13 protein-coding genes are annotated in these 14,650 nt (G+C 61.1%); 11 read left to right on the forward strand and 2 right to left on the reverse strand.

Annotation, left to right across the window (positions count from 1 at the left end; all coding sequences use genetic code 11):
* Positions 1-23: 23 nt before the first annotated feature.
* From H6866_08975 to H6866_09025, 11 genes are all read left to right on the forward strand, one after another.
* Positions 24-1,961 (forward strand): polysaccharide biosynthesis protein, encoded by a 1,938-nt coding sequence (locus H6866_08975; GenBank protein ID USO07531.1) that lies wholly within the window; start codon positions 24-26, stop codon positions 1,959-1,961.
* A 72-nt stretch (positions 1,962-2,033) separates the two neighbouring features.
* Positions 2,034-2,324, forward strand: coding sequence for a 50S ribosomal protein L28 (gene rpmB, locus H6866_08980; protein USO07532.1), 291 nt, complete (start codon positions 2,034-2,036; stop codon positions 2,322-2,324).
* On the forward strand, positions 2,325-3,503 hold the full coding sequence (gene tgt, locus H6866_08985; protein ID USO07533.1) for a tRNA guanosine(34) transglycosylase Tgt: 1,179 nt from the start codon (positions 2,325-2,327) through the stop codon (positions 3,501-3,503).
* Between the two features lie 3 nt (positions 3,504-3,506).
* A complete protein-coding gene (upp, locus tag H6866_08990; GenBank protein ID USO07534.1) occupies positions 3,507-4,142 on the forward strand; it encodes a uracil phosphoribosyltransferase in 636 nt (211 codons plus the stop codon).
* 30 nt (positions 4,143-4,172) lie between these two features.
* Positions 4,173-5,660 carry a PAS domain S-box protein gene (locus tag H6866_08995; GenBank protein ID USO07535.1) on the forward strand — a complete coding sequence of 496 codons (1,488 nt, stop codon included), beginning with the start codon at positions 4,173-4,175 and terminating at the stop codon, positions 5,658-5,660.
* Positions 5,661-5,769: 109 nt separating this feature from the next.
* Positions 5,770-6,138, forward strand: coding sequence for a transcriptional repressor (locus H6866_09000; GenBank protein ID USO08645.1), 369 nt, complete (start codon positions 5,770-5,772; stop codon positions 6,136-6,138).
* Entirely contained in the window at positions 6,138-7,826 is a 1,689-nt protein-coding gene (gene asnB, locus H6866_09005; protein USO07536.1) for an asparagine synthase (glutamine-hydrolyzing), read from the forward strand. The genes H6866_09000 and asnB overlap by 1 nt, the downstream gene beginning before the upstream one ends.
* Before the next feature lie 38 nt (positions 7,827-7,864).
* Positions 7,865-9,430, forward strand: a complete 1,566-nt coding sequence (locus H6866_09010) for a peptide chain release factor 3 (protein ID USO07537.1) — start codon at positions 7,865-7,867, stop codon at positions 9,428-9,430.
* 72 nt (positions 9,431-9,502) lie between these two features.
* Complete coding sequence (locus tag H6866_09015) at positions 9,503-10,915, forward strand: aldehyde dehydrogenase (protein USO07538.1); 1,413 nt, start codon at positions 9,503-9,505, stop codon at positions 10,913-10,915.
* A complete protein-coding gene (locus H6866_09020) occupies positions 10,912-11,091 on the forward strand; it encodes a hypothetical protein (GenBank protein USO07539.1) in 180 nt (59 codons plus the stop codon). Before H6866_09015 ends, H6866_09020 begins: the two co-directional genes overlap by 4 nt.
* Positions 11,092-11,102: 11 nt before the next feature.
* Positions 11,103-12,464, forward strand: a complete 1,362-nt coding sequence (locus tag H6866_09025) for a UDP-N-acetylmuramate--alanine ligase (protein USO07540.1) — start codon at positions 11,103-11,105, stop codon at positions 12,462-12,464.
* Positions 12,465-12,616: 152 nt separating this feature from the next.
* Here the strand turns inward: H6866_09025 and H6866_09030 are convergent, their stop codons facing one another.
* Both H6866_09030 and H6866_09035 read right to left on the reverse strand, forming a co-directional pair.
* The gene (locus H6866_09030; protein USO07541.1) at positions 12,617-13,924 is read right to left on the reverse strand and encodes a hypothetical protein; all 1,308 of its coding nucleotides are present in this window, start codon (positions 13,922-13,924) and stop codon (positions 12,617-12,619) included.
* Positions 13,899-14,435: a PAS domain-containing protein gene (locus H6866_09035; protein USO07542.1), complete on the reverse strand. Its 537-nt coding sequence runs from the start codon at positions 14,433-14,435 to the stop codon at positions 13,899-13,901. The genes H6866_09030 and H6866_09035 overlap by 26 nt, the downstream gene beginning before the upstream one ends.
* Positions 14,436-14,650: the final 215 nt, after the last annotated feature.

Here is a 14,650-nt window from a genome sequence, read left to right on the forward strand (position 1 = left end):
TGCGCGGTTCTTAAAGGGATACCATGCGCCGACTGAAAGGCAAAATCATCAAATTGGGGTTCGATTCCATTCTCGCGATGGCATCGGTCGCTGCGGCCGTGGCGATTTATAACCGTGGCGACCTTGGTTCGCTCGACGCACTGGTGCGGCAGGCGTTGGTATTCGCTATATTTTATGTCTTTTCCTCGGCTGTGTTCGGCACCCATCGCAATGTCTGGCGTTATACCTCGATGCGCGACCTTCTTGATATCGGGCGTGCGGTTCTGGCGACCCTGTTTGCCTTTGGCCTGTTCCAGCATTTTCTCTGGCCCGCCTTTTTGTTTGCGCCCAGCTTCATCGTCGTGCAAGGGCTGGTGTTAAGCGCCATGGTGGTGGGCCAGCGCCTGCTGCACCGCCTGGTGTACGAAGGGATGCCGACCCGCCACCCCGAGGCGTCGGGCGTCGCGCGCCCGCGTGTGGTGCTGGTGGGGGCGGGGCCGCTGGCTGAACGTTATATCCGGGTGTCGCGCCTCAACCCCTATTTCGGTTACAATATCGCGGGCGTGGTCGATGAATCCCGCACGCTGTTCGGCGAAATGCTGCACGGCGTGCCGATTTTGGGCAAACCCAAGCATCTTGAAACCATCCTGCGGGACCTGACAGACAACGGACGCCCGGTCCAGCGCCTTGTCTTTACCGAAAACGCGCCGGGCGGCGGGGCCGATCTGATGGACGTGCCGCCCGCGATTTTGGAAGCGCCGGAAAAATACGGCTTGCGCCTTTCGCGTCTTGGCGACATGACGGCCTTTCACGAGGGGATTGAGAGCGTGGACGAAGCGCCGCCGATCAACCCCATCGCGATCGAGGATCTGCTGGGCCGTCCGCAGGCCAATCTGGACCTTAACTCGATGCGTGAACTCATTGCGGGCCGCCGCGTCGCCATCACCGGTGCGGGTGGCACCATAGGGGGCGAGCTTTCGCGCCAGATCGCACGGCTGGGTCCGGCGGCGATGGCCTTGCTGGATTTCAGCGAATATAATTTGTACGCGCTTGAACTCGACATGAAGGATCTGCGCCTCGATTTTCCGTGGCGCTGCCTGTTGTGCAACGTTCGCGTGGCCGAACAGGTGCGCAAGGTCTTCGCCGAATTCCAGCCCGACATCGTCTTTCACGCCGCCGCCCTCAAACATGTCCCGCTGGTTGAGGCGAACCCGTCTGAAGGTGTCCTGACCAATATTTCCGGCACCCGTATCGTTGCCGAATCCTGCGCCGAATTCGGTGTCGGCACCATGGTCCAGATTTCAACCGACAAAGCGGTCAATCCGTGCAACGTCATGGGCGCGACCAAGCGCGTGGGCGAAATGCTGGCCCGTTCGCTGGACGATGCGGGTGGAACCACCCGCTTTATCACGGTGCGCTTTGGCAACGTGCTGGGCTCGTCCGGTTCGGTTGTACCGCTGTTTAAAAAACAGATCGCCGCAGGCGGGCCGCTGACCGTGACCCATCCGGACATCCGTCGCTTTTTCATGACGATTTCCGAAGCGGTTTCTCTGGTCCTTCAGGCCTCCGCCCACGCGCTGCGCGCGCCGGACCAACGCGGACGCATTCTCGTCCTCGACATGGGGGAACAGATGCGCATTCTCGACGTCGCGCACCAGATGATCCGGCTGGCGGGGTTGCGTCCGGATTTGGACATAAAAATTGAATTCACCGGCCTTCGCCCCGGCGAGAAGATGTACGAGGAGCTGTTCGACGCCGCCGAACGCCGCGTGGGTACGGATTCGCCGGAAATTCTGGCCGCCGTGTCGCAAGCCGGAGATTCGGCGCTTCTCCGCCGTTCCGTCACGACGCTGGAGGAAGCCGCCCGCCGGGGCGACGATGCCTCGGTCATCCGCCATTTACAGGCTGTTGTGCCGGGATATCGCGGCGACCCCGCGCTCGAACATCTGGTAGGGCTCGGGATGGGGCGTAAAAAGGCTTGACCTTTTCGCCTCAAATCCCCTAAGGTCCGCCCCGAATTGAACATTTTGCTTTGAATGAAAAGGAAGGCCGCCATGACGCGCCGTTGTCAGATTACCGGAAAAATGCGCCAGGTCGGGAACGCCGTGTCCCACGCCAACAACAAGACCAAGCGCCGCTTCAACCCCAATATCCGCGATGCGCGCGCCTATTCCGAAAGCCTGAAGCGTTTTGTATCGCTGAAGGTCACGGCGGCGGGCCTGCGCACCATCGAACACAATGGCGGCCTGGATGCGTGGCTGCTTAAACAGACGCCCTCGAAACTCGACGCGCGCCTGCGCAAAATCCGCGAACAGGTCAAGGAAGCGGCCAAAGCCGCCAGCTAAGTGTCGCTTTACCCGAATTTCAAATTCGACATTCTCAAGCCGTGCACGCAATCCCGTGCGCGGCTTGGTCGTCTAACCACCCCGCACGGCGCGATCGAAACCCCCAATTTCATCTTCTGCGGCACCCATGCGGGGCTGCGCTGCATGACGGGTGAGGAAGCGAAGGCTGCAGGCGCCGAAATCGTTTTGGCCAACACTTATCACATGCTGGTCCGTCCGGGGCCGGCGGTGGTGGAAAAACTGGGCGGCCTGCATGGCATGATGGTCTGGGACGGACCGATCATGACCGATTCCGGCGGCTTTCAGATTTTCATCATGGGCTACGAGGGCGGCAGCGACGAAATCAAGATGCGCGGCAAAAAGGCCCCGCGCAAATCACTGATCAAAATCGACGAGGAAGGGGCATGGTTTTATTCCTACCTCAATGGCGAAAAATTGCACCTGACGCCGGAAAAATCCATGGATGTCCAGCGTGCGCTGGGCGCGGACCTGATCTACCAGCTCGACGAATGTACCTCATCCGCCCATGGCAAGGATTACCACGCGCAATCGATGCGCATGTCGCTGCGCTGGGGTGATCGCTGCATCAAACGCTTTGCCGAAACAGGCGATGGCAAACAGGCGTTGTACGGCATCGTTCAGGGCGGCAACTACATGGATCTGCGCACGGAAAGCGCCGCCCGCGTGAACGAACAGGATTTCTTCGGCATGGCGATCGGCGGCTATTTCGGCAAATCGAAGGACGAATTGCACGACATCGTCGCGCCGACCATGGAATGCGTGCGCCGTGACCGTCCCGTGCACATGCTGGGAATAGGCCATGTCGAGGATATTTTTGCCGGCGTCCGCGCGGGCATCGACACGTTTGATTGCGTCGAACCCACGCGGCTGGCCGGACATGGCACGATGCTGCTCAAGGGCCAGCCAAGGATGCGCATCAACCTGCGCAATGCGAAATACCGTGGCGATACCACGCCGCTGGATGCCGACAGCGCATTCCACATTTCACGCCAATACACGCGCGGCACCCTGCATCATCTGGTGCAGGCCAAGGAGCCGTTGGCCGAACACATTCTGTCCATGCACAACGTTGCGGTGATGATGCAGTTGTTCCGCGAAATCCGCGCCGCCATCCGCACCGACACGCTTGACGCCTGCGAAAAGGAATGGCTTGGTTAGGGCATGAAAAACCTGATTGTTTCCGCCCATCCCGTAGTCGCTGACCGTCTGGCGCGCCTGCGCGATAAAAACGCCTCCGTTCACGCTTTCCGCGCCTATGTGCACGAGGTTTCCATGGCGCTGGCTTACGAGGCCTCGGCGGATCTGCCTACCCGCGAATGTACGGTCGAAACCCCGCTGGAAAAAACGCCGGGACGCATGCTGGCCGCCGCAAAATCCGTTCTGGTGGTGCCGATCCTGCGCGCGGGACTGGGACTGGTTTCGGGGTTCGAGGCGTTGTTCCCCGATTGCCATATGGGCCATATCGGCCTGTACCGGGACGAGGAAACGAAACTGCCGGTCGAATACCTGATCCGCCTGCCAAGGGAACTCGACCGTCCGATCTTTCTGGTCGATCCGATGCTGGCGACCGGCCATTCGACGGCCAAGGCGGTTGAAATCCTGCTGAACGCTGGCGCGAAACTGGCCGATATCCGGGTGGTGACGTTGATCTCCGCGCCCGAGGGCGTCGAATACGTGCACGGCCTTTATCCCGACCTGCCGATTTATACGGCGGCGCTCGACAGCCACTTGAACGCCAACGCGTTCATCGTGCCGGGGTTGGGCGATGCGGGCGACCGCATGTTCGGCACGCTTTGAAATAAGGCAAAAATCGCGTAAAATACTGAAATGCCGGATAAAAGCATTTACGAGCGCCTGTTCACGGGCTGGCCTGAGCCGCGCCTGCTGATCGAGCGGCGCGAAGACGGGTTTTTCTGTGTCCACCGCGCCAACCCTTCGGCCTGCGAATATTTCGGCCAGAAACAGGATGGGCTGGACGGACGGCTGATCGACGACCTGCTGGAAGTCGCCAATAAGACCCATGTGATCCAGTCCTTCGGCGTGTGTTTTTCGTCGGGCATGCCGGTATCCGTCCAGTGCATTCCGCTGGCGCCCGACGGCGTCAAGCTGCGTCCCTTCTTCCTAAACCCGCTTAAAGACGACGAAGGCCGCGTGATCGCGATCGACATGACCGCCCGCCTGCCGTCGCCGAACGAGGACGCGCTGCGCCGCGAACGTGACGACGCGCTCTCCATCTTCACCAGCATCTTCGACGCCAGCGACGTCGGCATTCTGGTCACCGACCACAACCGCCGCGTCGTGCGGGTGAACGACACGCTTTGCCGCAACTTTGGTTGGCGCGCGGTCGATCTGGTGGGCGAGGAATTTACCGTCATGGTGCCCGAGGATGAACATGATATCGCGCGCAAACGTCACGACGATTTTATAAATAACGTTAATGTCGAAAAATCGCGCGAACTCAAAATCCTGCGCGGCGACGGCGGGCTGGCCAACATCATCGCGACTTCGGGCGTGATCGAACTTTCGGGCCGCCGCAAATTCCGTATCTCGACGCTGGTCGATATCACCCAGCTAAAACAGGTCGAACGCGATTTGCGCCGCGCCAAGGAACAAGCCGATACCGCCAATCAGGCAAAATCCGCGTTTTTGGCCAATATGTCGCATGAACTGCGCACGCCCCTTAATGCCATCATCGGCTTTTCCGATTTGATGCTTTCAGGCACGCTGGGGCGTATCGACAACGACCTGTACCGCGAATATTTGGGCGACATCCATTTCTCCGCGACCCATTTGCTGACGATCATCAACGACGTGCTGGATATGTCGAAGATCGAAGCCGGGCACATGAAGGTCGAAAAACGCCCCGCCGATATTCCGGCGCTGCTGGAGGAGGCGGCCCGCCTGATGCATCCCCACGCCGCCGAACGCAACGTGCGCATCGATCTCGATATCGCACCCGGCCTGCCGCCCGTGCCGGTCGATCCGCGCATGTTGCGTCAGGTTCTGCTCAATCTTCTTTCCAACGCGGTCAAGTTTTCGCATGCGAACGGGCAAGTCCGCCTGCGCGCCGCGATCGAGGGCGACATGCTGGTCATCGCCGTCGTCGATGAAGGCATCGGCATTCCGCAAGACAAGCTTGCCACGGTGATGGAGCCGTTCGGACAGGTCGCCGATCCGCGCGTGGCCAAGGGGCAGGGGACGGGGCTTGGCCTGCCGCTGGCCCGCGCCATGACCGAATTGCAGGGCGGAGTGTTTGAACTGGCTTCGGTGCAGGATAAAGGCACCACCGCCATCTGCCGCCTGCCTCTATGCTGATGCTGTGCTGATTGAACATTGTCCGGTTCCCCGTTAATCTTCCGCCATGCCTGTAAATCGCGACACGCTCGAAAAACTCGAATCCAAATGCGCCGCCGCCGGAATCAAGATGACCGGCCAGCGCCGCACCGTCCTGCAGGTCCTGACGGATGCGACCGATCATCCCTCGGTTGAAACCGTGCTTGACCGTGCCCGTGCCATCGACCCGTCCATTTCCATGGCTACGGTGTATCGCACGCTCAACCTGCTGGATGAAATGGATCTGGTCGATCGCCGCGAATTCGGCCAGAATTTTGCGCGGTTTGAGGTAAATGCCGACCATCACCACCACCTGATCGATCTTGATAGCGGCGCGGTGATCGAATTCCAGAACGAAAATCTCGAACGCCTCAAGGCCGAAATCGCCCGCGATCTGGGCTATGATCTGGTCCACCACACGCTGGAACTGTACGGCCGCAAAATCAAAGGCGGAAAATAATGTGCGGCATCGGCGGGTTTATTGCGCACGCGGGGAACGCGCCGCAAAAACCGGCGCTGGCGGCGATGCGCGATGCGTTGGCCACGCGCGGGCCGGATGGAAACGGCATGGCCGTAAACGATGCGGTGGGGCTGGTCCATACCCGCCTTTCGATCATCGATCTGGCGGGCGGGGCCCAGCCGATCGCGGATTACAAGGGCCGCGTTCTGGTCTTTAACGGTGAAATCTATAACTACCGCGAATTGCGCGCGGCGCTTTCGGGCCGTTATACATTCCGCACCAATTCCGACAGCGAAACCATTCTGGCCGCCTATGACGCGCACGGCGTCGATTGCGTGCACCACCTGCGCGGCATGTACGCCTTTGCGATTTACGACCCGGGCGCAGGGCGCACGCTGCTCGCGCGCGACCCGTTCGGCATCAAGCCGCTATATCTGGCCGAAACCGCCGCGGGTATTGCCTTCGCTTCCGAACCCAAGGCGCTGGTTGCGGGCGGCTTCGCCGCGCCGGATATCGATGTCATGCGCCTGCGCGCCGTGCTGCGGCACAATTTCATCGGCGGAACGCTCACGCCCTATCCCGCGATCGCGCGTATGCAGCCCGGCGAAAGCCGCCTGTACGAACACGGGAAACTGGTATCGTCGTCGATCCGCAGCTTTCTGGCGCTCCAGCCTGCGCGCGCGGATGACCGGGCCGAGGCACTGCTCGAACTCAACGACATTCTGTGCGATAGCGTCGATCTGCATTGCCGTTCGGACGTGGGGTATGGCGTGTTTCTTTCGGGCGGGGTGGATTCCTCGGCGATCATGGCGGCCTTGGCGCTGCGCGGCGATGTCGCGCAGATCCGCACCTATACGGCGTATTTCGACGTGCCGGGCGCGGGCGACGAACGCGATTACGCGCGCGCCGTGCGCGAATCCGTGGGCGCGCAAGGCGTGGACGTGCTGTTCGATGCCGCCGATTTCGACGCCATGCTGCCGGCCATCGCCGCCTATATGGACGATCCGGTGACCGATTACGCGATCCTGCCGACATGGAAACTGGCCTCCGTGGCCGCGCGCGAACAAAAAGTGGTGCTTTCGGGCGAAGGCGGCGATGAACTCTTCGCGGGTTATGGCCGCTATCGTTCCCGCCCGTGGAAGGACTGGCGGCGTTGGTTTGCGCAGGACGGCGTGGATCTGCCGCGCGCATGGTCGCGCCTGCAACGCCTGCAGGCCCGCGACATCGCAGGTTACCTGCCTTGCGACCTGCTGGTCAAACTGGACACCTGCTTGATGGCGCACGGGCTGGAGGGGCGGACGCCCTTTCTTGACGAACGCGTGGCCGAATTCGCCTTCGGCCTGCCGGATGCCCTGAAACTGCGCGGACGGGATGGAAAATACCTGCTCAGACACTGGCTTGACGGTGCCCTGCCGCAGGCCCGTGCCTTTGAACGCAAGCGCGGCTTTACCGTGCCGGTAGGCGGCTGGATCGCGGATATGGCGCGCGACCTAGCGGATTTTCTGCCCCGGCAGCCCGTTTTGCGCGAGCTGCTGACCGCCCGCGAAATGGCGGCGCTGACCGCGCGCCTGCACACGCCGGAGGGGGCCAAGGCCGCCTGGGGGCCGCTTTATCTGGCGCTTTGGCACGCAGGCAAAACCAGCGCCGCGCCCGCGCCCTCCATCCGCGAGGCGCTCGCGATAACGTAGTTTTCTTTTTCCAGCAAAGCCTGTAAAACCGCCACACCATGACCCCGGAACAGGAAATCGCCCGCAGGCGGACTTTCGCCATTATCGCGCACCCCGACGCGGGCAAGACGACGCTGACCGAAAAACTGCTGCTTTTCGGGGGCGCGATCCAGATGGCCGGCGCGGTCAAGGCGCGCGGCGATGCCCGCCGCGCCAAGTCCGACTGGATGAAGGTGGAGCAGGAGCGCGGCATTTCCGTCGTCTCCTCGGTGATGACGTTTGAATACGCGGATACGATCTTCAACCTGCTTGATACGCCGGGGCACGAGGATTTTTCCGAAGATACATACCGCACGCTGACCGCCGTGGATTCCGCCATCATGGTCCTCGATGCGGCCAAGGGGATCGAAAGCCAGACCCTGAAACTGTTCGAGGTCTGCCGCCTGCGCGACATTCCGATCATCACGTTCGTCAACAAGATGGATCGCGACACGCTGGGCCCCTTCGACCTGATCGACGACATCGAAAAGCGCCTTGCCATGGACGTGACCCCGGCCACATGGCCGATCGGCGGCGGGCGCGATTTCAAGGGCACCTACGATCTGGCGCATGATCGCCTGCAATTGTTTGAACGCGGCGGCACCGACGCGGGCGTGATGATGCAGGGCCTCGACGACCCGCGCATCGACACGCTGGTTCCCGCGCATCTGGCCGAACAGATGCGCGAGGAGGTGGAGATGGTGCGCGGCGCGTGCAAGCCCTTCGACCGTCAAAGCTATCTCGAAGGCCACATGACCCCGGTGTTTTTTGGCTCGGCGGTCAACAATTTTGGTGTGCGCGAGCTGCTCAACGGCGTGCGCGACCTTGCGCCCACGCCGCGCGCGCAGCCGACAAGGGACCGCAGTATCGATCCGGGCGAAAAATCCGTTTCCGCCTTCGTCTTTAAAATTCAGGCGAACATGGACCCCAAGCACCGCGACCGCATCGCCTTTGCGCGCATCGCTTCGGGCGTTTTCAAAAAGGGCATGAAGCTCAAGCACGTGCGCACCGGCAAGATACTGACCATCCATACCCCGCTGATGTTCTTCGCCAACGAGCGCGAAACGGCGGAAACCGCGTTTCCCGGCGATATCGTGGGCCTGCCCAACCATGGCGGCCTGCGCATCGGTGATGCGTTGACGGAAGGCGAGGAACTGGTCTTTACCGGCATCCCGTCTTTCGCGCCCGAACTGCTTCAACGCGTGCGCGCCATTGACCCGATGAAGGCCAAGCATCTGGAATCCGCGCTCGTCCAACTGGCCGAGGAAGGCGTGGCCCGCGTCTTCAAACCCAAACTCGATTCCGGCTGGATCGTGGGCGTGGTGGGTGCGCTGCAATTTGAAATCCTCGCCGACCGCATCCGCACCGAATACAACATTCCGGTAAAGTTCGAGGACGTGGCCCTGTACACCGCGCGCTGGGTCGCGGCGGACGATGCGAAAAAGCTCAAGGAGTTTCTTGATAAAAACCAGTCGGCGCTGGCCGACGACCACGACGGCGACCCGGTCTTTCTGGCACGCAACGCGTGGCATCTGGGCGACACGCAGGACAAATACCCCGACTTGCGCTTTACGGCGGTGAAATAGCCGTAAATTGCCGCTTTGACGGCGACGGCCGGAATATGCGAAAAAGACGGATACCAGCACACGAGGTCCGCCATGGCAAACCCGGTACAGAAAATCAGGAACGAAGCGACATTGGTATCGACCAACCCCGCGTGCGATTACGCGGTTCTGGGCGAGGTCGCGGTTTCCACTCCCGCCGATATCGCCGCCGCCGTGCAAAAGGCGCGCGCGGCCCAACCCGGATGGCAGGCACTGGGCGTTGATGGCCGCCTCAAGGCCATAAGCCGTCTGGTTGCGGCGATCGAGAACCATGCCGAAGACCTGATTCAGGCAACGGCGCAGGAAATGGGTATGCCCGTCAAGGGCGCGCGCGGCACGCATGACTGGTCGATGTGGCATATGCGCTGGTATCTCGACAACGCGGCCGCGTGTCTTGCTCCGGAAACCACCTTTGAAAACGAAACCGAGCGTCACCAGACGGTGTTCGAGCCTTATGGCGTCGCGGCGGTTATCGTGCCGTGGAATTTCCCGCTTTCCAATTTCGTGATGGGGGCGTTTCAGCCGCTTTTGGCCGGGAACACCGTGGTCCTGAAAGGGTCCGAGGAAGTGCCGCTGTTTTACCGCCGCCTGAACGAGGTGATCAGGGAATCCGGCATGCCGGAGGGCGTGATCAACATGGTCTACGGCGCCGGAGAGGTGGGCGAGGCGCTGGTCCGTGCCGATATCGACCTGATTTGCTTTACGGGCTCCAGCGCGGTGGGCAAAAAACTTTATCGCATCGCGGCGGAAAAATTCATCCCGGCGCATCTGGAACTCGGCGGGTCCGATGCCGGTATTGTATGCGAGGATGCGGATGTTCAGGCGAATGCCGAGGCGATTTACGGCGCCAAATTCATCAATAACGGCCAGATATGCTGCGGCCTCAAACGCCTTCTGGTCCATGAAAGCCGGCTTGATGAAACCGTGGCGGCGCTGAAGGCGATTATTGAATCACAAAAACTCGGCGACCCGCTGGACGAAAATACGGATCTGGGCCCGCTTGTGGCCGAACGCCAGCAAAAACGCCTGATCGAACAGGTCGCGGACGCGCGCGCCAAGGGCGCGGTCTGCGTGACCGGCGGCGCGGTGCCCGAAAACCTGAAAGGCGCTTACTATGCGCCAACCTTGTTGACCAACGTCACGCCAGATATGCGCGTATGGTGCGAGGAGGTCTTCGGCCCCGTCCTGCCTATCCGGACCTTCAAGACGGATAACGATGCGATTGCCATGGCCAACGACACGCCCTACGGCCTGTCGGGTTACGTGTTCACGAAAGACGAAGGCCGCGCACAAAAAATCGCCGCCGCCCTGCGCGCAGGCAGCATATCGCATAACGGCGTCGATTATTCCGGGCCGTATAACGCCTTTGGCGGCTACAAGGATTCCGGCCTCAAACGCACCGGCGGCAAACAGGGTTTCCGCGACGCCTGTCAGGTTAAGACGCTCAGCATCCGGAAGACCTCATGACCGCAGGGAAAAAGCGCGACAAGGGGAACAGGCGCACCGCTGGGGCGGTGACACGGATTATGACCGAGGCGTCCGCCGCGCCGCTGAAACTTTCCCCGCCTGATTTTTCCGGTGACGGATCGTCGCTTCAGGGCAAAATCCTCGCCGCGCTGACCCGCGGCAAGGGACCGGCGTAAGCGGACGTGATATGACGGCGACGGGCAATAAAAAACACTACTTCCTTTCCGGCATCGGCGGATCGGGCATGATGCCGCTGGCCTATATCCTTAAAGGGCGCGGGCACCGCGTGTCCGGTTCGGACCGCGGGCGGGATCAGGGCCGTAGCCCGGAAAAATTCGCGCGGCTGGAGGTGGACGGATTCGCGTTGCACCCGCAGGACGGGTCCGGTGTGCATGATATCGACGCGCTGGTGGTATCGGCGGCGGTCGAGGATACGGTGCCCGATGTAAAGGCCGCGCGCGACGCGGGCGTTTCAATCCTCAAACGCGCCGAACTTCTGGCCGAAATTTTCAACGCCTTTCCCCGCCGCATCGCGGTGGGCGGCACGTCCGGCAAGACCACAACCACGGGCATGATCGCGTATATCCTCAAGGAAGCGGGGCTGGACCCGACGGTGATGTGCGGCGGCGTGATGAAGAATTACGGGGTTACCGCGCTGGCCGGAAAGGGCGATGTCTTCGTCACCGAATGCGACGAAAGTGACGGGTCGATTGCGCTCTACGATCCCGATGTCGCGGTGCTGACCAATATCTCGGTCGATCACAAGGGATTGGATGAGCTGCGCGCCCTGTTCTCCCACTTCGTCGCGCGTGCGCGCGTGCCGGTCGTCAATGCCGACAACGCCGAAAGCGCGCGGCTGATCGGCCCCGGCGCACGAAGCTTCAGCCTGCACGATTCCGGGCGCGATTACGCCACGACGCATGTCTATCATCTGGAGGAGGGGACCGCCGCCGTGGTCAACGGCGTCGCGCTCTCGCTCGATCTGCCGGGCGAACACAACCTTTCCAACGCGCTGGCCGCGATCGCGGCGGCCGAGGCATATGGCATCGGCGTCGAGAAATCCTGCGATATTCTGGCCCGGTTTCAGGGCATCAAGCGCCGCATGGAATGGGTGGGCGAGGCAGGGGGCGTTGCGGTCATCGACGACTTCGCCCACAACCCCGACAAGATCGCGGCCACGCTGTCCACCCTGCGCCGCCATCCGGGGCGGCTTCTGGTGATCTTCCAGATGCACGGCTATGGACCGTTGAAACTGATGTGGCGCGAACTGGCCGAAACGTTCCGCACCCATACGGACGAACACGACTGCATCTATATGCCAGACCCGCTTTATCTGGGCGGCACCGCCGACCGCGCCATCGGCACGAAACAGGTTTGCGAAGCCATCGGTCCGCGCGCGCACTGGTGTGAAACGCGTGATGCCTGCGGCCTTTCAGCGCTGCTTGAGGCACAACCCGGCGACCGCATCGTCGTCATGGGCGCGCGCGACGACACGCTTTCAGACTTCGCATCCGGCCTGCTGGAAAGCCTGAAGAAAAAGGCCGCCTGATCTCTTTGCCTTTACGCGGCCATTGCGAGCGCGCAAGCGCGAAGCAATCCACAAAGGTGGCTGGGGGGCACGCGGCATGGATTGCCGCGTTGGACTTTGTCCTACTCTCATGACGGAGCGAAAATTGGATGACTGGATGCCAGCCTATCCCATCAACCCACGCGCTTGAGGTCCGCGACAAACCCAGCCATGTCGTGCATCAGGCGCTCGACACGCCCGACGATGCTGCCTGACAAATGCTCGTTGACCTTTATCACGCCGCCCACCGCGTCGTCGGATTTAACCGCTTCCTCGTTGATCAGGCGCAGATCGTCGGCCATTGACGCCGTGCCCTCGTACGCGCGCTGCGCGCCGGTGGCGATTTCCTTGGATGCGGCGGTTTGCTCCTCGACTGCGGCGGCGACCAGTGTCGCGGACTCGCTGATGCTTTTGATGTCGGCCTCGATCCCTGCGAAAGAATTCGCTGCGTTGCCGGATATGGTTTGGATGTGTTCGATTTGGCCGCGGATGGTTTCGGTCGCTTCCGCCGTTTGCGCGGCCAGCGCCTTGACCTCGTTCGCGACGACGGCGAAACCCTTGCCCGCTTCGCCCGCGCGCGCGGATTCGATGGTGGCGTTGAGCGCAAGAAGATTGGTCTGCCCGGCGACCTCGTCGATCAGGGCGACGATCTGTCCGACCTGACGCGCGGTTTCGACCAGCGTATCGATGATCGCGCGGGTTTCGCCCGCCTGCGCCACGGCCTTTTCGCTTAAATCAGACGTGCGCACGATCTGGCGGCTGATTTCCTGGATCGATGCGCTCATTTCCTCCGCCGCGGCGGAAATCATCTGCACGCTGGCGCAAGCCATGCCCGACTTCTCGACCGCGTGGTCGGAATTGGAACGCGTCGCCTGCACTGTCGATTTCATTGTGGTCGAGGACGACGACAGGTCGCCGACCGATCCGCCAATTTCATTGACCACGTTTTTCAGTGTGGAATCGACCGAATCCGCGACACTGACGGCGCGATTCATTTTCGCGGCGGTTTGCTCGACCGCCGTGTTGATGGTCTGGCTGGTGTTGAGAAGGATGCCCAGCATCCCGTCCGGTTTGATCTTGCGGAAATACTGGTTGCGGCTGACGTAATCCAGAACCGCGCCGGCTTCGCGCACGAATGCGTCCATCCGGTCGACCATATTGTTGATTTCCCACATCAATGCGCCGACTTCGCCGCCATTGGTGATGTTGGTGATCCGCGTGTCGAACAGCCCTTTTTCCAGCTTGTGGCACGCCTCGGCGGCGCGGGCGATGTCGTGCTGCGTGCGCAGGATGAAATAGGCGGCCCCGCCCAGCGCGGCGAGGGCCAGAACCCCACCCGCAAGCGCGGCGGGACCGTGCAGCGCGGTGCAGGAAACGAGCGCGACGACTGCCGCCCCGGCCTGAAGGCCAAGCGCCTTAGAGAGAGAAGACAAATTCGTCATACGCGATCCCCTTGCTTTTCAGGATGTTCAACAGCATGGCGGTGGAATGGGCCATGCCGTCCTTGGCGTTGGCGTGGCGGGTTTCCTCGGCCAGCAGGGTTTGGTAAAGCGGTGCGATGATCTCGCTCACGATGCGCTTGTCGGGGACCCGGCGGCTGGAATGATAGCCGGTGATGTTCCCGGTGCCGTCGAAAGTGGGGGTGGCGTGGGCGAGGACCCAGTAATGGTCGCCATTGGCCGAACGGTTGACGACATAGGCGAAGATTTCGCGTTTCGCTTCCAGCGTGTCCCACAAAAGCTTGAACACGCAGCGCGGCATTTCCGGGTGGCGGATGATGCTATGCGGTGCGCCCAGCAATTCCTTTTCGCCCATATCCGCCAGTTTCATGAACAGCGGATTGGCATAGGTAATTCGGCCCTTCAGGTCGGTCTTGCTGACAATAATCTCGTCATTGTTGAAAAAGCGTTCGTGACGCGTAAGATAAGTTGAGGATATGGACGCCTTTGTCATTGATTATCCTATCTTATTTCCTTAATTGCGACAGTCTGCCGCACCCAACCATGATACAGGATAAGGATGCGCTGTCGCTTGACTTTAGTCAAGATAATGTCGTGTTCGTGTTAGCGGTTTTTATGCCATTTCAATAAGTTATGTATATTTCGTCTGTTTTGCTATCGGGGTAATCGCCGGCACGCCGGAAATTAGCGGCATAAAGTCGTTTTTTG

This window comes from Rhodospirillales bacterium, assembly GCA_023898805.1.
Lineage (GTDB): Bacteria > Pseudomonadota > Alphaproteobacteria > Micavibrionales > UBA1664 > UBA6145.